The organism is Pseudoalteromonas sp. J2K-J979 (assembly GCF_058169715.2).
Window position 1 is genome coordinate 150,126 of record NZ_CM200282.1, and the last position, 19,546, is coordinate 169,671.

14 protein-coding genes are annotated in these 19,546 nt (G+C 39.1%); 4 read left to right on the forward strand and 10 right to left on the reverse strand.

Annotated elements, in window-relative coordinates; genetic code table 11:
* Window positions 1-69 precede the first annotated feature (69 nt).
* Entirely contained in the window at window positions 70-450 is a 381-nt protein-coding gene (locus tag AC3KVK_RS17165) for a DUF3192 domain-containing protein (RefSeq protein WP_490310438.1), read from the reverse strand.
* A gap of 231 nt (window positions 451-681) precedes the next feature.
* Window positions 682-2,958, reverse strand: a complete 2,277-nt coding sequence (locus tag AC3KVK_RS17170; protein ID WP_490310437.1) for a TonB-dependent receptor domain-containing protein — start codon at window positions 2,956-2,958, stop codon at window positions 682-684.
* A gap of 256 nt (window positions 2,959-3,214) precedes the next feature.
* Here AC3KVK_RS17170 and AC3KVK_RS17175 point away from each other — a divergent pair, with 256 nt between their 5' ends.
* Entirely contained in the window at window positions 3,215-3,943 is a 729-nt protein-coding gene (locus tag AC3KVK_RS17175; protein ID WP_490310436.1) for a TrmH family RNA methyltransferase, read from the forward strand.
* A 21-nt stretch (window positions 3,944-3,964) separates the two neighbouring features.
* Here the strand turns inward: AC3KVK_RS17175 and fdxA are convergent, their stop codons facing one another.
* Complete coding sequence (gene fdxA / locus AC3KVK_RS17180) at window positions 3,965-4,288, reverse strand: ferredoxin FdxA (RefSeq protein ID WP_490310674.1); 324 nt, start codon at window positions 4,286-4,288, stop codon at window positions 3,965-3,967.
* Window positions 4,289-4,496: 208 nt separating this feature from the next.
* Between fdxA and AC3KVK_RS17185 the strand changes: the two genes are divergently transcribed.
* The 3 genes from AC3KVK_RS17185 (at window position 4,497) to AC3KVK_RS17195 (ending at window position 9,100) form a co-directional block, all read left to right on the forward strand.
* Window positions 4,497-6,116, forward strand: coding sequence for an NAD(P)/FAD-dependent oxidoreductase (locus AC3KVK_RS17185; RefSeq protein WP_490310434.1), 1,620 nt, complete (start codon window positions 4,497-4,499; stop codon window positions 6,114-6,116).
* Between the two features lie 100 nt (window positions 6,117-6,216).
* A complete protein-coding gene (locus AC3KVK_RS17190; protein WP_490310433.1) occupies window positions 6,217-6,975 on the forward strand; it encodes a substrate-binding periplasmic protein in 759 nt (252 codons plus the stop codon).
* 109 nt (window positions 6,976-7,084) lie between these two features.
* Window positions 7,085-9,100 (forward strand): methyl-accepting chemotaxis protein, encoded by a 2,016-nt coding sequence (locus tag AC3KVK_RS17195; protein ID WP_490310432.1) that lies wholly within the window; start codon window positions 7,085-7,087, stop codon window positions 9,098-9,100.
* A 222-nt stretch (window positions 9,101-9,322) separates the two neighbouring features.
* Here AC3KVK_RS17195 and AC3KVK_RS17200 read toward each other — a convergent pair whose 3' ends face one another.
* The 7 genes from AC3KVK_RS17200 to tssI are packed head-to-tail and all read right to left on the reverse strand — an operon-like array spanning window position 9,323 to window position 19,538.
* On the reverse strand, window positions 9,323-9,661 hold the full coding sequence (locus AC3KVK_RS17200) for a hypothetical protein (protein ID WP_490310431.1): 339 nt from the start codon (window positions 9,659-9,661) through the stop codon (window positions 9,323-9,325).
* A complete protein-coding gene (locus tag AC3KVK_RS17205) occupies window positions 9,661-11,466 on the reverse strand; it encodes a HAMP domain-containing protein (RefSeq protein ID WP_490310430.1) in 1,806 nt (601 codons plus the stop codon). Before AC3KVK_RS17205 ends, AC3KVK_RS17200 begins: the two co-directional genes overlap by 1 nt.
* Window positions 11,467-11,484: 18 nt before the next feature.
* On the reverse strand, window positions 11,485-11,895 hold the full coding sequence (locus tag AC3KVK_RS17210; protein WP_490310429.1) for a DUF4150 domain-containing protein: 411 nt from the start codon (window positions 11,893-11,895) through the stop codon (window positions 11,485-11,487).
* A gap of 2 nt (window positions 11,896-11,897) precedes the next feature.
* On the reverse strand, window positions 11,898-12,545 hold the full coding sequence (locus AC3KVK_RS17215) for a DUF3540 domain-containing protein (RefSeq protein ID WP_490310428.1): 648 nt from the start codon (window positions 12,543-12,545) through the stop codon (window positions 11,898-11,900).
* A gap of 11 nt (window positions 12,546-12,556) precedes the next feature.
* Window positions 12,557-13,618: a pentapeptide repeat-containing protein gene (locus AC3KVK_RS17220; RefSeq protein ID WP_490310427.1), complete on the reverse strand. Its 1,062-nt coding sequence runs from the start codon at window positions 13,616-13,618 to the stop codon at window positions 12,557-12,559.
* The gene (locus tag AC3KVK_RS17225) at window positions 13,611-16,508 is read right to left on the reverse strand and encodes a DUF2169 family type VI secretion system accessory protein (RefSeq protein WP_490310426.1); all 2,898 of its coding nucleotides are present in this window, start codon (window positions 16,506-16,508) and stop codon (window positions 13,611-13,613) included. The genes AC3KVK_RS17220 and AC3KVK_RS17225 overlap by 8 nt, the downstream gene beginning before the upstream one ends.
* A gap of 3 nt (window positions 16,509-16,511) precedes the next feature.
* Window positions 16,512-19,538, reverse strand: a complete 3,027-nt coding sequence (gene tssI / locus AC3KVK_RS17230) for a type VI secretion system tip protein TssI/VgrG (protein ID WP_490310425.1) — start codon at window positions 19,536-19,538, stop codon at window positions 16,512-16,514.
* Window positions 19,539-19,546 lie beyond the last annotated feature (8 nt).

The following is a 19,546-nucleotide window of genomic DNA, read 5'->3' on the forward strand; positions in this document are numbered from 1 at the left end:
CAAATACACTTCCCTTGAAGCAAACAAAATAGCGCCTAACTCTGTTAGGCGCTATTTTTATGTCGATTATTATAAAATGGGTTTGTAGGCCGCTTCACCCCAACCGACTAACTCTCCATCTTTAAAAACTAATGGTGTACATTCATCTTTAGTCATTTTTCCATCAGAATGAATACTGTGTGTGGCATAAAAAAGGACTTGGTAATTCACTTGTTCTTTTGTGACGAATTCTGAAAAATTTGGGGTGCCCATGGTATTTAAAACGGTCTGGTAAGATTGGCTCAGCTGTAAATTGGCGATTTTATCTCTATTCTGTTTATGTGCTTTTTGCCAAGCACTGGTATCTGAAGAAGCCCAGTGACCATCCACTTCGCCATCAGAAACAGCAACCACACAACCGCTTAATAAGGTCGATGCAACCAAGGCACTAAGAAGTAATCGTACTTTCATTTATAATTTTTCCATAAAGTAGTAGTTAAATGTGGCTAGATTATAGCAAGGGAAATGCCATTAATTATATCCTTTATAAACAGTTAGTTACAATTTAACTTATTCACCGCTTTTAATGTTTTTAGTTAAAATGACGATTAAATAGCAAATTTCACAAAATAGCGTATCCAAACAGAATCACGTTAAATTAGGCCAATGCTGTACACACTGGCCTCAATAGAGCTGTCTCACTTAAAAGTTAGCAGAAAACGTCAGAGTGGCCGTTCGCGGGCCGCCAATAAAGTAAGTCTCCCCGGTGCCAGTGCCTGTTGCTAAATAACGCTTATCAAACAGATTGTTGACGACAAAAGCGATATCAACTGAGTTGAATATTCCGTCATCGATCGCTTTGCTGTAACCTAAATTAAAATCAACTAACGTATAGCTCGTTGCTTGTCCCCTCTCTCCGGTATATTTAGCCGATAAACCGACGTGCATATCCCCCTTTGAATAATCAGTCGATAGCACCAACATCTCATCAATTGAGTCGATGACTTTTTCACCAGCTTTAAATCCGGGTACGTTACCTACATACGTTGAGTCATTATGTGTAAACGAACTATAAAAGCTTAGGTGCTGATTAGCTTGATATTTAGCGCTCAGTTCTAAACCTTTAGACTCAATTCCACCAACATTAATATATTGGCCGTTAGTGCCAACTGTATAGTCAATACCACCTGTATCACTGCCAGGTGCTATAAATGTAATGCGATTATCAAACTCAATGGCGTAAGCTGTCGCACTGACTTGCCAGTCTAAATTATTAAACCGGATCCCTAAATCAATGTTGTCGGCTGTTTCAGGTTTAATATCAGATAACGAAGAAGCCTCTCTTTCAAGTACTTCATTTTTTATCGCTGCAAAATTCTCACTAAATCCTGCAAACATCTCTAGTTGATCCGATACCTGATAAATCGCACCAACACTGACTAATACCTCTGAATCACTATTCACTGTCGTTTTAGGAGAGAAACCAAATTTATCTTGCTTTTCGATATCCACCCAATATTTCTGAGCACCTAAATTAACTGTCAAATCTGATAGAGTGATACTATCTTGCAGGTAGACTTTGAGCGTGTCGGTGTTAAAGGCATTTTTGTACTGTATCCAGTAAGGAGTGCTATCAAAATGATGATAAACACGTGCATCTATCACTTTATGCCAATCTCTAGACTCTGTTCGCTCATCGTCTTCATACCAAAGACCCAGTCTGATATCGTGATTTTCGAGCACGAATTGGTAATCAGCCAACATTCCCGCGCGATCTTTTTTGTAATGAGTATGGCGATAAGACATAACGGGGACTGCGTCAGCTGCGTAGCAATCACGGTGCAGTAACGGCCCAGATTCCCACGGCCAAGCATAGCTCGACTCACATTCGGAGTCAGGAGTTAACGGATTGCCTTGGGGATCAGTAAAGCCATATTTGCTTTGTATTTCACCGCCGATGCTAGTTGGAAGGCCATTTTCATCAATAGCGTTCACTAAATAAGGCGGGATCCAATCTCCTCGACCGCTATTTTTATGTAAGTAAGGAGTCAGTGTCAGTGATGCTGTGCGAGAAAGCGCTAAATCAAACTTTACATAAGCCAGTGTATTCTCTCGCAGGGTTGACCAACCTTCAGCAAACATTTGATCAAAATGCGGCACACCTGTCCAATTCCACGTCAGTTGATCCCAATCTGGGCTTTGTTTAAATTGTGAGATCGATACACTGTTATAATTATCTTCTTCAACATCATCATAAGAGAAACGACCTGTAATGCTTAACCGTTCAAAGTCAGAAATAAATTTGAATTCCGCATGTTGTTTCTGTGCTCCGCCATTACTTCCTTCTCCAATCCAGCGACTTGTTTGTGTTTGCGAATAACTTAAATAGGCCTGAGTGTGACCGAATAATTGCCCTGTTTCATGACGTATAAAGTATCGACTGGCATCATGATCGCCCTGGGTAAAAGCCAGAGTTGTGGATTGCTGATGAGATGGGTCACGGCTTACGAAATTAAATGTACCACCCAATGCTTCTAAGGATGCCGATGCCAAATCAGTCGTCCCTTGTCCAACTTCGACAGTGGCTAGATTTTCAGTGTCTAGATAGCGATTGGCTTTCGCTCCACCTCCGTAATTTGAGCCCCCGTTTGGGATCCCATCAATGGTCATTCCAAGTTGTTGCTGATTACCATCAATTGAAAACCCTCGCATCGTAATTGAAGTTGACCAATCATCGCCACCAAATGCATCTCCTTCATTAATACTGATCCCTGGTAAATTATCAATCAAACCTAAAACACTACTAACTGTATTGTGTTGTTGAGCCATGGACGTATCAATTTGATGATTTGAATACGATATTCTTTTCGCCACAACTGAGACCTCTTCGATTTCATCAGCTGAGCTAGACTGTGCTTGCGATGATAAAACCGCAGCGATTGAGAGCGATAATGTGCGGATTATAGGCATACGAGCCATGAAAATTTCCTTTTTAGATAAAGTGCTAGCAATTTTATTGTCGATGATGCTAGTTGCTCTGTGTGACTTTTGAGTGACAATCTATTGATAATTAGATTACTCGCTCTAATTTTTATGCGTTAAACAAGCGCAAAGCTATGTGTGGAACCGTGTGATCAAGTTCAACAACGGATCGATGGTGCTAAACGTGTCTCTTCGCTTTCTGTCTTGAAGCTTTTATTGGTATAATGAGGGTGAATTTATCTGGAAAATATGCATGATTTCTAAAAATCAACTTAAGCTACTGCGCGCTTTGTCGCAAAAAAAATACCGAAAACAGCATCAGTTGTTTCTCGTTCAAGGCGAAAAAAATGTTCTGGAGCTGTTTGATACACCCTTAGTGATCCACTCTCTTTTTCTCACTGAAGCGTTTGCGCACACACATCAGGAAAAGTTAGCGAACATTCCTTTTATCCAAACTGATGAGACGGCTCTGGCAAAGGCCAGTACCTTAGTGAGTAATAATGCAGCGATCGCGATTGTGAACATACCGACTCAGAAGTTGCCGAGTGATACTCAGTGGCTTATCGCCCTTGATGGAGTGTCTGATCCGGGTAATTTAGGTACGATTATTCGCGTTGCAGATTGGTATGGAATCAATCACATTATTGCCAGCGAAGCCTGTGCAGATCCATATAATCCGAAAACAATCAGTGCAACCATGGGTTCCTTTTCAAGAGTCTCTGTCACGCAAGTTGATCTGCCAAAATTTTTGGCTGATAGTCCACAACCGATATATGGTGCATATTTAGGTGGAGAGAATGTCCATCAGACTCAGTTTAACCAACCTGGTATTTTGCTAATGGGGAGTGAATCTCATGGAATTGGCGCAGATGCTGGACAACATGTGAGCCATAAAATAACCATTCCCGCATTCGGTCATGCTGAATCTCTTAATGTGGCTATGGCAACAGGGATTATTTTAGATAATATTTTTAGAACATAAATAAAGCTATTAGCGCTTTATTTATGTTTCTATCAAATGAAGTTTATTTTTAACACCATTCCATTTGTCTGCATCTTTTGGTGCAGCTTTTACTTCTGTGATATTCGGCCAAACTTCAGCTAACTCGGCATTTAATTCAATAAATTCTTGTTGATCTTCAGGCAACGCGTCTTCTTGAAAGATTGCCTGCGCAGGGCACTCGGGTTCACATAAACCACAATCGATACAAATAATTGGACTAATAGCTAAAAAATTTGGCCCTTCAAAAAATGCATCTACAGGGCAGACTGCAACACAATCTGTGTATTTACATTTAATACAATTATCTCCAACGATAAATGCCATTGTACCTTTTGCCTTACATACTTTTAAACAGCGGGTGATCATACGCATCCTTAACTAAAATACAATAGCTGATATTCTCGCTTAATGGCGATTTTTTATTTTAAACCATGCTTGCACCATGACAGTGGTACTGAGTTGACGTAAAATACATCGCTATTGTGAGCGCTCGACATTTTTGCGCTAAGACACCTTTATTGATTGAGACTTTATGATCCGTTTAACTGAAATAAAACTGCCGTTAGATCATGACGAAGCTGCGCTTCCTAACGCTATTATTAGCAAACTTGGTATTGAAGAAAGTGCTTTACGTCATTTCAATGTATTTAAACGTGGTTATGATGCACGTAAGAAATCAAATATCTTATTAATTTACACCCTTGATATCGATGTAGAAAATGAAGAACAATTATTAAAGTCATTTCATAAAGATCCTCATGTAAAGATAGCACCAGATACTACATATAAATTTGTCGGGGTTGCACCAGATAATCTGACTGAGCGTCCAGTGGTCATCGGGTTTGGCCCATGCGGATTATTTGCAGGACTTGTACTTGCACAAATGGGCTTTAAACCCATTATTCTCGAGCGCGGAAAAGCAGTCAGAGATCGTACCAAAGATACTTTCGGTTTTTGGCGAAAGCGTACTCTCGACATCGAATCAAACGTCCAATTTGGTGAAGGTGGCGCAGGAACTTTTTCGGATGGAAAGTTATACAGTCAAGTCAAAGATCCCAAACATTACGGCCGTAAAGTAATCAATGAATTCGTTGCTGCAGGTGCGCCTGAAGAGATTTTGTATGTCAGCAAACCTCATATAGGTACATTTAAATTAGTTAATATGATTGAAAAAATGCGTGCTGAAATCATCGAATTGGGTGGCGAAATCCGCTTTAGCACCCGTGTGGATGACATCGAAGTCAGTCATAACCAGATTACCGCGTTAAAACTCTCAAACGGAGACACACTTCACAGTAAACACGTGGTGCTTGCTGTCGGACACAGTGCCCGTGATACCTTTGAAATGCTCCATAATCGTGATGTTTATATGGAAGCGAAGCCTTTTTCGGTCGGGTTTAGAATCGAGCATAAACAATCTATGATTGATGAATGTCGCTTTGGCGAGAATGCAGGTAACCCGATTTTAGGCGCCGCGGATTACAAACTTGTTCATCACTGTGATAATGGGCGAACTGTGTATAGCTTTTGTATGTGTCCCGGCGGAACCGTTGTTGCAGCAACATCAGAACTCGGACAAGTAGTGACTAATGGTATGAGTCAATACTCTCGCAACGAGCGAAATGCAAACAGTGCGATAGTCGTAGGCATTGCACCTGATGAAGATTATCCCGGCCACCCACTCGCAGGGATTGAACTACAGCGCCAACTCGAGAAACAAGCCTTTGTGTTAGGTGGCAGTGATTATAACGCCCCAGCACAAAAAATTGGTGACTTCTTAAAGGGACGGACTTCTGCTGAGTTAGGTGATGTCCAACCTTCATACACACCGGGTATTACACTGACCGATCTGTCGACTGTTTTACCCGATTACGCCATTGCAGCCATACGTGAAGCTATTCCGGCTTTTAACAAGCAAATTAAAGGCTTCGCGAGCTCAGATGGATTACTAACCGGTGTTGAAACCCGCACATCGTCACCTGTGTGTATTAAACGAAATAAAGAATTCCAAAGTATCAATGTTAAAGGGCTCTTCCCTGCAGGTGAAGGGGCAGGATATGCGGGCGGAATTTTGTCTGCGGGCATCGATGGAATTAAAGTGGCCGAAGCCGTTGCACTCTCAATTTTAAGCCAAGATACAAAGAAGCAGTAACAGATATAAGGCTCTGAATAATAAGATATAGAAATGAAAATCTCTCATTTGTATGAATTTTCATCTATCATGATTAAATAATCAATTGTTGAGCCTAATTTTGAAACAAATTGCCCTACTTGTATTATGTATATTTTCAAGCGCCATTAATGCGCTTGAGAAACAACTGATCACTTTGTACGCTTACCATTTAAAACCGCCCTTTATCGTAGATATCGCGAACGAGAAAGGGCTGTATTATGATCTCGCAACATATCTTAATTTAAAACAAAATAAGTATGAATTCCATACCGTTTTTCTCCCTCGCAAACGACTAGACCGCTATTTGTCAAATAATAAACTAGATGGCTTAGTTATTGGGGTAAATCCAATTTGGTTTAATGATAAAAATGAAACATTGTTTTTATGGTCAGCCTCCTTTTATCAAGACCGAGATTTAGTCATTTCATCCGCAACTAAACCCATTGAGTATGAGTATCCAAACTCACTTTTAAATAAACGGCTCGCCGGGGTGAGGGGCTTTAAGTATTTTGGGATAGACCCATTAGTAGAATCAGGTAAAATTACTCGCGAAGATACGATTGGTGAATACGAAGTCGTTGAAATGGTATTAAAAAAACGTGCTGATGCAGGAATTGTCAGCGAATCAACTTTATTATATTTAATTACCCGCAACAGTTGGCAAGGTCAGCTTTTTTTTGCCAATACACCCCATGATGAATATAGCCGGAGAATTTTAGCCCCTAAATCATTCCAAGATGTGATAAACACAATTCAACCTGTTATAAATGACATTCAGACCAGTCCCTTATGGCTCGATTATCTCGAAAAATACTATACACATTCAAAACTTAATTAATTATGCAAAATAGTTATTTTTTAACCATACTTTACACTGGTTTTTCAACCTAATGGAAAAAGCGGTTTAGTAACGGATTGTTTTAATACATTTTATACGTGAGCCCCTTATGAACCTAAAAGTATCACAATCACTCTATCTGGGATTCGGGTCAATAGTCGCTATAACCTTAATTCTCGCCCTCATTGTTTGGTCAATTGTCACTGAATCTGCAAAAATTGCACAAGAGATTGCAAAAGATGATGTGCCAGGTGTTTTGGCCTACTTAAACGTGTCTGACAAAATAAGCGCGATTCAAACCAATGCACTGGAATATTTAAATGGTGAAGAAGACGAAAAAGTCTCATTTGCTAAAAATAAGCAAGCCTTTGCTAAGGCCTTTTCTGAATTGGTACCTTTAGAATCTGCGAAACAATCTGATCGCGATAAAATGGTCAAAATAGAATCTCTTGCTGATAGTTATATTAAACAGCTAAATTCCGAAGTGTTTGCTAAATATTCACCACTTAGGGAGCAAACAGCAATTCAACGAGTAAAGGATCTCACAAAAAATGTTGGCCATCCCCTAGAAACGCTTCTCGATAACTTAAAAGAAGAAGAATTTAACGATGCTTATAAAACCACTGATTTACAAGAATCTCTAAACGATGACTTACCGGGAGTCAGGTACTATCTTGAGTTGGTTGATGAAGCTGGCGATATGCTCTCATCATTAAATGCCTATATTGCAGGAGATCCTGATGCAAAAGCTGCTTTTAAAAAAGATTCAGACTCCTTTCAATCATATCTAACACTCATCAAACCCCTAGAGCAGAAACCGAATGAGTTAGTGAACATACAAAAAATTGAAGACTATTACGAAGAAATAAAAACGACGGCTCAAGAGGTATTTGGAAAATACAACCCAAAAAATAAGGCAGCTGCGATTACCCTTATAGACACCCTAGAGCACGAATTAGTCACTCCTTTGCAAAAAATACTGCAAGATTCAGCCAAAGAAGAAGAAGTTGATGCAACGTCAGCTCTCGCGTCGTTAAATCAAAATGTCGACAATGTTATTTTATGGTTACTTATTAATGCAGTGGTCGTGTTAGCCGTTGGTTGCACCGTTGCTTGGAAAATATCAAGCATGATAAAAACACGGCTTGATGTTATATCTGCTAAAGCGAAATCTATTGCGCATGGCGATTTAACCTCACAACTGATTAATGATAGTCGCACGGATGAATTAGGCGATTTATCGCGCTCTGTGGACGAAATGCAACGTTCCTTAAAAGATCTTATCAAGCAGATTTCAAACGTCGCCAATCAAGTAGCGGCCAGTACAGCACAGGTCGAAGAATCGAGTTCTCAAGTTGTGCAAGGTAGTCAATCGCAGGCTGACAAAGCGCACCTTATTGCTGCAGCCGTTGAAGAAATGAGTATTACAGTTAAAGAAGTGGCCGCACAAAGTGCTGATGCAGCATCAACGTCACAAAAGGCTGGCGAAGAGGCCCAAGAAGGGGGTCGTCTTATGCAAGAAACAGTTAATGGGATCAATCGTATCGCTGAAGTGGTCAATGAGACAGCGACCACAGTAGACAGCCTTGGTCGAAGAGGTGAAGAAATTGGCGATGTTATTAAAGTTATTAACGATATTGCAGAACAGACAAACTTATTGGCTCTAAATGCGGCAATTGAAGCAGCGCGAGCCGGAGAATTAGGCCGAGGGTTCGCCGTCGTTGCTGATGAAGTCAGAGGGTTAGCAGAGCGTACATCTAAAGCAACAAAAGAAGTCGGCACGCTAATTAGCTCAATACAAAATGAAACTCGTCAAGCTGTGTCTCGGATGGGGGATGGGACTGAATTAGTCGCTGTGGGTGTCAAGCTTGCAAATGAGGCTGGTGAAGCACTGTCTAAAATTGTCCAGAGAACCATTGATGCCAATACCATGATCCACGCTATTGCCACTGCAAGTGATGAACAATCTTTCGCAACTCAGGAAATCTCTCGGGATATCACAGCCATTAGTGATATCGCCAATGATTCCGTTGCTCAAACGAAAGTCGGCTCAAGTTCCGCCAAAGAGTTAGATGAAAAAGTCGCAGAGTTGGAGCAATTGGTTGCGCGTTTTAAAGTAAACTAATCTCTCTTACTCTTCATAAAAATTTAAAGTGCCTTTAATCAGGCACTTTTTTACCATCACCCAATTTAAACCGATATTAAATCAATGAGTGATACTAAAATTTTGAGTTGTGATTATTCAAAATAAGTATAATTTTAGATTAACAGCACAGTACAAGACATTTGTAATTTTTACTATATATTGAAGTGCTTGTTTTTTAACTATAAAATAAATATAAAAAGCTCAAGTAAACTCTAATTGAATGCCACCATCAATTTTAAGTATATTTTGTATAAGTTTCCGCTGCTGGTAATTCTCGTCACGCGATCGAACAACCAATCGTTTATCTTTATTCTTTTTAAACAACTTAAGAAGTTGATAAATAAATAATTCGGCACTTAAATCCAGTACCTCAATCAAGCTCAGATCAATTGTAAATACGCTTATATCTTCTCTAGTTAAGTAATGAAGGATGGTTTTAACTTCATTTTGCTGCGCGATACTTGATAAACGACATTCTGAACTAAACAAAATCCGGTTGTTATTTTTGTCAAATTCAAAATTCACATCACTCGTATCCATTAGCCTACCCTGCGAATATTTAAGAAGCTAATATCACTTTGAAAATCACTAAACCAAGGTTGATTACCTAATTTTTCAAGAACTTGTTGTGCTGTTTCTTTTCGTAATCCTGATGCAACAATCAGCTCTAGTCCATTTTGATAATCAGCTTGCCTTTTAGATAATTTTAGTAGCGCTTGTCGAAACCCCGATGAATAAATCAGTAGATTTTCATCAGCTCGTAACTCAATTGTTTGTCCCTTTAGTTCTAGCTTATTGTTTATTCCTAAGACAAAATTATCCGTATAGAGTGTGACTTCTTTTGCGCAACTTTGATTAAATATGATGGGATCTTCGCACTGGCCCCATATTTTTAAGCTTTCTTTATCAAATTGGATGGCTTGCATTTTCACTAAAAACTGTGAGTTTAACAATTTACTTTGCTCAACAACCATTTGGTTGACTCCTCGAAGTCGATGTTCAATGTTGCCGTTTTGGTACTGCAATAAGCTTTGTATTTGTAATGTAAGCGAGGCGGTCTCTAATCCTCCTCCTGAAACTTGACCAAAAAATAGTATTTTTTGTTGTTCTTTATCAGAAACAATTTGCCAAAAGTCACCAGCTACACTGCGCGAAGCGAGGTGATTCAAACTTAATTCATAATCACCTATTCTCAATTGGCTGTTAATATGTGGCATAAATTTTTGTCGTAAGACTAGCAAATTATCCACTTCAGCACCTAAGTGCTTATTTTCAGCACTTAGCATACTATTTAATTGCTGGACTTTTTCATTAGCTTTAGTGAGCTGAGCGGTTCGTTCAGCAACGATAGCTTCTAAATCACTGGTAAATTCCCCCAGCGTTTGGCTGACCTGATTCAATGTATTGGCTAAGACACCGAATTCATCGTTACTTCTAATAATCACGCGATGATTAAAGTCTTGCATTGAGAGCTGTTCAGCTCCTGACTTTAATTTTGTTAATGGAATTGATACCCAAGCGGTTATTATTCCGGTAATGATAAACGCCAAACCTAACGACACAGCAAATGCTGTCCAACTAATACGTTTTTGTTTTTCGATGCGGTCTTGAAATGCTCCTACATCATAATCGATACCCAAAATAGCAATAACGTCCCCACTATCAGATTTTATTGGCACGACAGCCGTTAATACAGTACCAAACTCATCGGTATACCAGTTATCTGCGACCCCTATTTCGCCTTTAAATGGTTGAATAAAAAATTCAGGGGCTCGATAGAGGTTACCAATTGGATTGCCTGCTTCTGAAAAATTATCTTTTTCATAATTTGAATCTGCAAGAAAAATTAACGCCTTATCGGGTGAAACATTTGGTACCTTGACCATCAAATAAGCCCAAGCAGCCCGAGATGGATTATCATCTAACACGTTAGTTTGCGGTAACAACTGAAGAGCACGAATTCTATTACGACTCCCTTCTTGCACTCGTCTCAATAGTTGAACGATATATTGGAAATCAAGTGTGTTTTGGAGTTTATTCGATTGTGACTCCGTCAATAATAATGCTGTTGAACCCTCTTCTAATTGGCTAAATTGATTGACAACGTCTAGATAATTGTCGGAAAGTTCAGCATTAAGTTGCTGTTTTAGCGTATCAATAATATCACGCTCTTCTTCTTTAAATATAAATGCTGATGTACGGGTCACATCTCCTATAGATTGCTTTAAATCATTATGGAGTGTTTGTAAGGAGTACTGATAAAAATAAACTAAAATACTGCCAACTAAGGCTGTCATTAAAACAATCATCAGCATACCCAGTTTTACTGCAAATGAGATTTTCATACTCTTTCCTAATAGACGCTAAGCCATAATTAATACTTTAATTTGACTTGGTGCTAGACTCATCCCAAATGCACCAGGACTCACACCATTTTGCCCTGATGGGCTGAGCATTTTAGTTGCAGGTAAGCCACCAATTAATGTTTTTACACTTCCAAACAAATTCCTTTGTGGCCCCATTACCATGCCTGATAGGGGATTCATCATCAACCCAGCATTATCACCATTACTCATTGGCGTGATCGTCATCAAGTTATGATTTGGCATGCACATAGTTAACACTTTGAATTGACTTGGTATTGCTGTCATTGGCACTGCAATATTGGGATATGGGATCGGTGTCGGTATCGGACCGACAGGGCTTGGAATAGGTGTTAAACATACGTCAGGGAACGCAAAATCCATTCCTCCCATTTGAGTTTTTGCAAACATACCTACCCCATATGTATCCGCTGTGCATCCACTTTGACATCTTCTTTAGCGGTGATAATTGTTTGACGACTACGGGCATTCCAAGTGTGTTTAATCGATTGAACAAAGTTACCAATATGCGCGGTCTCAATTGTTTCAACCCAGCGCATCACTTGATCTGCTTTTTGGTACATCCTATCTATAAAACAATGGCACTGCTGGGCATGCATTTGCGCCTCTTTAGTTGAAAAGACGGTACTAATTGTTGATACATTGAGCTGCTCAGCAGTCATAGAGTGTTGCTCTGAAGTTTGTACAAGATTTTTAGCCGATTGTTTTAGGTCGCTTTCACTGTTTAAATGAAGGTCAGAACAAGAACTAATCGAGAGTTGACCTTTAACTGCAATCTCTAAATCACCAGTAATGGTAATTTGTGCATGTTCGGTCGCTTGTTCTAATATCGAAAGAATAAATGTGCTATCTAGACTTTTACAAATTAAGACTAAATCACCAGCCGCAGGCGACAATAAACAGCTCGCAGCAACCTGAGCATGATGAATACCTTCTTGACTTTGTAGTACACAGTGCTTACTTTGCACAAACTTAACCCGTGCAGTGTCAATATGTGTGCCATTCGATTGAATTGACACGACATTATGTTGCTGATTCATGTTTACCTACCTTAGGCTTTAAAAGATTCTGCCTGTGCTTTTTTAGTATCAGTTTCAAGCGCTGCTGCTCTATTTGCGTGCTGCCAATTGGTCTGATCTTCAACAATTTGATGCAAATTACATCGGAACAGCTCTGCATATTTAAAATTTGAACAAGATACATCAGCATGTGAGAAATCGGCATAACTCAAATTTGCACCTTCAAAATTACTGCCTCTAACCTGTGCTTTAACCAACTGTGCTTGCTTTAAATGTGCATGATTAAAATTTGTTTTATTGAGTTTAGCTTCATTGAATAAAGCCTGCTCTAAAAGTGCAGCTTTAAAATCACACTGTGTTAAGTTAGCTTTGATAAACAGCGTGTTATTAAGCTTTGCTTCAGTAAACATAGCAGATGTCAGCTCAGCTTCCATAAATCCACTCTGCGTTAAGTCACATTGAGAGAAATTACATTTTTCTAATCTCGACTCTCTAAATTGACAAATCTTAAACCGAACCTTAGTAAAATCGAATTCAGTAAACTGTGCATTTTGAAAAAGGACTAACTCAAGCACTGCTTCATCTAAATTGACCCCAGAGAAAAGAATATTGATGAAGTTAGTTCGAAAGTGAATCGATGCATTTAAGTTGGCTGAAGCGAAATCGCAGTCAACAAAGTTTGATTCTTTAAAGTTAGCAGCCAAACAGTTTGTTGAATTAAAACAACTCTGAATAGCGTTTACATGTTGAAAAATAGCCTCAGTCAAATTTGCATGACTCAGATTACATTCAATAAAATTTGTCTGTTTGAACGCTAATTGCCGCAACTGAGTATCATTAAAAATACAACGCATAAAATTGGTTTCATCAAGTCGTGAATGCGTCATAACAGCCTGGCTAAAGTCACAATCTACAAAACTTGCCTGAGACAAATTACTCCCTGATAAATCCGTGCCTATAAATACTGATTTTGAAAATACTCCACCTGATAAGTCGATATTCGATAGGTCTTGCTGTTTAAAAGTTTGACTCTCTACCATAGGCGGTACATCCGCCTTACCTTTTATCTGCTTTTCGAGAAGTTGTTTATTCAAAAATCGGTCTCCAATCTTCTAACAATGTTTTATCTAAATTTGCCCCAGTGAAATCCGTATTTGCAATCGTCGCGTTTAAAAAGTTTACATTGTACATATTAGAATTATTGAACTGACTCTGTCTTAAATCAGCATTCATTAGATTGGCTTCAAATAAATCTGCGAACTTAAAATTACAATGACGTAATTTTGCTTCACAAAATTGGCTTTGCTTTGCAATACAGTGATTAAAATCTGCACCATTCAATAAGGAACCACCAAAATCAGTCATAGATAGATCGCTATTAACAAATGTTGCTGCTGATAAATCACATTCTCTTAAATTTGTTTCGTGAACAATTGCTTTATTAAAATTGCACCCTTGCATTTGGCACCCACCTACAAATCGAGTATTTATTAATATTGAATCGGCGAAACCAACATGATCTAACCTCGCCATTACAAAGTTAGTACCATTAAATGTGCATGATTTAAACACACTACGACTCAACACAGGTTTGATAAAATTGCTCTCACTAAAATCACAGCGTATGTATTCACATTTAGGTAAATTCAACTCAATAAACTGTTGTTTTATCAATCTACAATCCGAAAATTGGCAATCAATCATCTGAGTTTCTAGCCAAGCATCTTGGCGCTCGCCGAAAGTACACTCTGTAAATGTACAATTTTTAAACACAGATTTTGCAAACGTTACGTCATCAAATTGGATCTGGTTAAAATGGCATGAAACAAATTCACACGCACCTAAATTGACTGAATTCATCTGACAACGTTTAAACAAGGACTTCGAAATATGACTATGTGCAAAATTTGTAAAGCGTAAATCGCTCAACTCAAAAGTGATAGATGACAAACAAGAGAATTCAAAGTAAGCCGCGACTAAACTCATGCTATAAAAATTCAGCCCATTGATATTGCAAAAAGCATAATCATAATCGCTAATGGGGGCTTTCTTGCTGAGTGCATTTACTAACGACTGAACTTTTTGCGTTTCTTGATTTGGATGCGGTGAGCGTGCATGCTCAATAAAATGCGCACCTCTTAAATAGCTATCTTTTATAAAATCAAATGCATCATTGAGCTTTTTTTCAATCTCCGGAGAGTTTATTTTGATTTTTAATTCAGCCAATTTGTCTTTTTGTTCAGTATTTAGCTCTATCACTGCGTCTGTCTTGACGAGGAAATCTGTCATTGGCTGTTCGGCTTGTTGGATCGCCATTCTTATTTTTGCAATATCTTGTTGGTTTGCTCTTGGTAACATTGGCGGTAAGGTTAACTCTAAAAGGATGTTTTCAAGTTGAATAATCGACGCCTCTACTCCAGGAACAAATGCCGCTTCTTTTTTTAAACGCACAATTTGTTGTTTTAGCTCATTAATAGCAGCTTGTTTTTTTTGTTGCGCCATATCTGCCATCACATCTTTCATTTCTTCCATTGCATCCATATTCAAGGAAGTCAAATCGATATTTTGTGCTGTAATATTGCCTTCTTTCGCACCCGGTATTATCTTATCTGCGATTGCTGCAAGTTTACTTGCCTCTTCAGGTAACGGGAGGGGGCTTTGACCTGTCAGGGTGACTTTTTTTAATTGTTCTGATTCTTTATTTTTCCCAAGCAACCTTAGTTCTTGTGCCTGCTGATCGATTGCTTGTGACACTTTAAGCTCTGCGTCACTTTTTTCCCCTGCAGCAAATGCAGTCATATTTTCCGCAAATTGATTATCATTTGAAATATTTTCTTGAAATGCTTTAAAACCGCACTGAATGTTCACAGGTAATAATGAGCGTGAATCCAGTAAGTATTTATAACTCAAAGCAGGATTTGTCCGGTTACAGTAATCATGGAAATAAAATTGTTCGGTTCTATCTGCCTCACTTAAATTTTGATGGGCCAAAAGTAAACCTGCAATATCTTGTCCTTGTGGATGCGTTACTTGTGTTGTTGCTCGGTGAATCACAATGCCTAAATTATCATTTGGGAAGAACAACACTGTATCTAATTTAAACTCTAACTCTTCAAATTGATCAATTTTTGGTGGGGAATAGTGATCGATTAAATGAATTTCTTCAATTGTAGTCGCTTGTTTTCGAGTGATGAATCCTCTGGGTTTAATACTTGGTAACACGCCTTGAATGATCGTTTTTTGATGGTGCATTCCTGTAATACAAAAAGGTTCATTACCCTGAAGATACTCAGTAAACCTTTGATCTTTTGGGGCAACATTAAAATAGAGCCAATCTATATCCGGCGCTAAACCGGGCATATGATTTTGTAAATACTCATCATCATAGGTGCCACACAAGCCTTGTCGCATTGGCCAAGACTGATCGAGGGGTAAAAATGATGCCGGCGCATAATCATTGGATTTTGTGGTCACTGGATGCTTAGCGTATTCAATATTGGCTATCCAATGAAGCTGTTCATTATTTCTTTCAACCTCGCCACAACCGTATCCTTCGGTATTAAAATGAGTCGGGCCTCCTCCAAATGTATGCTCGTAATCAATTGGCATGGCCGTAAAGGCTGTTGGCATTGATGGATAACTTAGCGCCCCACCACCTTTCCAATACCGATCACCATAAACAACTAAGTGTTTTTTTAGCCCTGCAAATTCAATGGCCACATCAAGCTGTGTAATGGGTTGTGATTGTGGGGACTGAGCCGAGCCAAACACCAAATACTCCGCGTTATCTTTAGGCATTGCTTCATCTAATAAAGTGTTTTTTCCTAAAGACTCGCCTATTGCTTGCCATAGTTCTTGTTCGAGCACGGCTTCGCCTGTGTCGAGTCTAAACCCCCACAAGGAAGATAAAACAAAAAAATGCCTATGATTGTATTGAAATGTTTTAGTCAGTAATGACGCTTGGAGCGACTTTATTATTTTCATTCATTAGTTCAATATTGTCAGTAAAGAAGACGCTAATCGTAATTGGCTATTAGTGAGATCTGCATTGTGACTGGCGAGCATTAACTGGCGATTAAGCAAGTACATGACTTCTTTTTCCATTTTAATCCCTTCTTCAGCTTTAAGTTTAAGTGCTCGCGCTTCCATCTCTGTTTTTAACGGCCCTATCCACGCTTTTATTTCTAAACCATCATCCCCTGTTTTTATCTCTGTCTCTAATGGGCAACCCGATAATTCAATCGTGTTTGTCATGATAGCGCCTGAAATACTGACTTCGTTTTTCATGCCTAGTGCTTCTATTTCAACCGAGTTACTCATCCCCCCAATGTGAGTCGAAATTTCTGTTGCTCCCACATCAATTTCCATTTTCATCTCAATGGTTGGTAAACCATCTCCTTTAAAACTAAACGTCGTACCTGGGGCTGGCTCTCTCACTATTTCATAAGAAACCGGTGATCCATAAGCATATACATTGGTCGTGGTGACTTTACCTACACCTGAAACATCTGAAATCGTTTCTTCTTTAAAATCGCCATCAGGTGTTTGTTCTATTTCCGTACAGACTCCATTTTTTTTGTGTTCTGAACCGACTAGTTTTCCATCTTTTGTATAAGTAGCCTCATATTTTTCTCCGCCATAACTATGTTCTTCTTCATCACAGCGATAACTAACAGATACACTTTTTCCATGGCTGTACTCATATGAATTACCGATACTTTTCTCAACCCCAGTGCTGCCCCCATCTAACTTCACATACACACCATTAATAGCGCCAACTTCAACCAAATGCGGGTTATCTTCAGAGGTTTTAGGTATGGCTAAATCATAAGGCCAGTCGGTTTTATTAATGGCATTTACAGGCATCCCATCATCATCAGTTTCTACATGACTTTCAGCGTAACCATTGCCAAATTCATAATCACAGGTATCACCCCAAGCATAGTTATTACCATTTTGATAAGAAAATGTGTCGGACCATACTTTTTCTATTTGATGATCGCCCGGAGCGAATCGCCGCGAGCCAGGAATTGTTTTATTGTACGAACGTGACCATGAACCATCATCTTGTTGCGTGAATGATTCACCGCTATCACCTAAAATATTGAAGACTTCATCAGGGTGAACTCCCCCGTTTTCGCCTTCTCGCCAATGGGCTTCTTCATAGCCATTTCCAAAGCCATACACATCACCGCCTCCGTACACATGTTCATTACCATCCGTGAATATGTACTTAGGCCCACAGCGGCGTTCGATCAAATAATCCCCAGATATTTCCATCTCAGTAGTTAGAGTTTCAACCAATGTACCTGCATGGTTGAGAAGTTGGAATCGATGAATGTCTGAGTAGTCCGTCGCTTCTCCTTGTGCGGTGAGGGTATATGAGCTGGTTGCGCTTTCACCTAACACTTGCGTGGTTAACCGTTGCCCACCTTGGATATCTTTTCTTTCGATCCCCTGTGTTAAGAGTACAAAACCTGAACCATCATGATTAGGCGCTCCAAGGTGCATATAAGTTTGGTTAGTGGGGCATTCTAACTTTATCCTGTTCTTTCCTTGCTTATCTTCAATTTCTATTTTATTGCCAGCCGCGGTTTTGATCATCGAACTTGTTGAATTTTCTGCATTGACTAACGAGCTTTGTTCGCCTAAATCTGAGATAGAGCCTGCTATGACAGGTTTATCCGGATCTCCCCCAATAAAACTGAGTAAAACCCGAGTTCCTTTTCTAAGTGGAAAGTGCATCCCTTCTTGAGTACCCCCATAAGGTTGAATCATTCTGATCCAATGTGAGGCTTTCCCACCGTCACGATCTTTACGATCGAACGGTAATTTTATTTTGTACCTTCCAAACTCGTCGAGTTCTGCGTACTCTCCATCAGTTTCTGAATCGATAATGCCATTTAGTGTGCCATTAATTTCAGGTTTAGATGCCTGTTTTAAAGGGACATAATCAAATTGATTCGAGCAAGCCGTAGCCGTATTTTGATAACCTACAGGGAGAGGCTGCGACTCTTCCGCTTGAAATGCATTTAAGTTTGCCCCTTCATGGCTAATTGTTTCAATCAAGTATAAAGGCTCATTAAATGCACTTCGTGGATGAGATTGTAAAGAAAAGAGCAAGCCGCTTGCCATCATCGCAAACTCACTTTGTAAGATAAATTGCTCTTTATGACATCGATACGCATTTGCATGAATTTCACATAACTGATTGCCTTCTTCAGGGGTGAGAATATTCAAACCATAAATATTTATTTCGCCAACCCCTTGGCTATCTACTTCAATTTCCCCTCTAACATCCAGTGAAGGTAAAGCCTCATTAAAATCTCTTAAGATAATCTTTTTAGGAATACTTTGTCGCCGACTAATAAAAGAAGAAATAAAGTCAATATGATCCGTGAGTCTGATATTCGCAGGCTGAAACGTGAGTGGATTTGCTTGAACTTTTTCGAGGCTTTGTAAATTGTCACAAAAGACTAATACCGTATTGTCTTCTTTAGAATCGAAATAATAAAAAATTCCTTCTCGCTCAATAATTCGCTGTAAAAAATTGAGATGTGATTCACTATATTGCAACCTAAAAGGCCAAGTGCGGTAAGTTCGTTTTAAATCAAACCTAAACTCTTGCGACGTTAGACCGACTTCTTCGAGAACTGTGGTAATGGTTTGTTCGACCGTTTGATCTAAATAGACCTCATTCGATTCAAAAGAACTTAAACACCACGCTTTAGGCACTAATTTTGCCTTAAACAAGATCCCGTCTGCTAAATATTGGCTCTCTTCAAACTGCGTTATAATGCCTTGGATAACACGTAATGGCTGATTATTAAAATAAATAGTGAATATAGCAGTCTGATTGACTACGCCACCGGCATCGAAATTTATATCAGAACACTTGAGATCAACATCGAAATAAAATAATTGCGACACTCCTTCTTGACCTTGGAAGGATTGAACTTCAAATAGTTCCGCTACCTGCCCAGTCACTTCAAATGTAAAATAGTAATGATTCATTTGCCGCC

Excerpts from the sequence above, each read along its gene's own strand:
- AC3KVK_RS17195 (WP_490310432.1), top strand. The coding sequence starts at position 7,085 with ATGAACCTAAAAGTATCACAATCACTCTATCTGGGATTCGGGTCAATA.
- AC3KVK_RS17200 (WP_490310431.1), bottom strand. The coding sequence starts at position 9,661 with ATGGATACGAGTGATGTGAATTTTGAATTTGACAAAAATAACAACCGG.
- AC3KVK_RS17205 (WP_490310430.1), bottom strand. The coding sequence starts at position 11,466 with ATGAAAATCTCATTTGCAGTAAAACTGGGTATGCTGATGATTGTTTTA.
- AC3KVK_RS17185 (WP_490310434.1), top strand. The coding sequence starts at position 4,497 with ATGATCCGTTTAACTGAAATAAAACTGCCGTTAGATCATGACGAAGCT.
- fdxA (WP_490310674.1), bottom strand. The coding sequence starts at position 4,288 with ATGGCATTTATCGTTGGAGATAATTGTATTAAATGTAAATACACAGAT.
- tssI (WP_490310425.1), bottom strand. The coding sequence starts at position 19,538 with ATGAATCATTACTATTTTACATTTGAAGTGACTGGGCAGGTAGCGGAA.
- AC3KVK_RS17215 (WP_490310428.1), bottom strand. The coding sequence starts at position 12,545 with ATGAATCAGCAACATAATGTCGTGTCAATTCAATCGAATGGCACACAT.
- AC3KVK_RS17175 (WP_490310436.1), top strand. The coding sequence starts at position 3,215 with ATGATTTCTAAAAATCAACTTAAGCTACTGCGCGCTTTGTCGCAAAAA.
- AC3KVK_RS17210 (WP_490310429.1), bottom strand. The coding sequence starts at position 11,895 with ATGTTTGCAAAAACTCAAATGGGAGGAATGGATTTTGCGTTCCCTGAC.
- AC3KVK_RS17170 (WP_490310437.1), bottom strand. The coding sequence starts at position 2,958 with ATGGCTCGTATGCCTATAATCCGCACATTATCGCTCTCAATCGCTGCG.
- AC3KVK_RS17165 (WP_490310438.1), bottom strand. The coding sequence starts at position 450 with ATGAAAGTACGATTACTTCTTAGTGCCTTGGTTGCATCGACCTTATTA.
- AC3KVK_RS17225 (WP_490310426.1), bottom strand. The coding sequence starts at position 16,508 with ATGAAAATAATAAAGTCGCTCCAAGCGTCATTACTGACTAAAACATTT.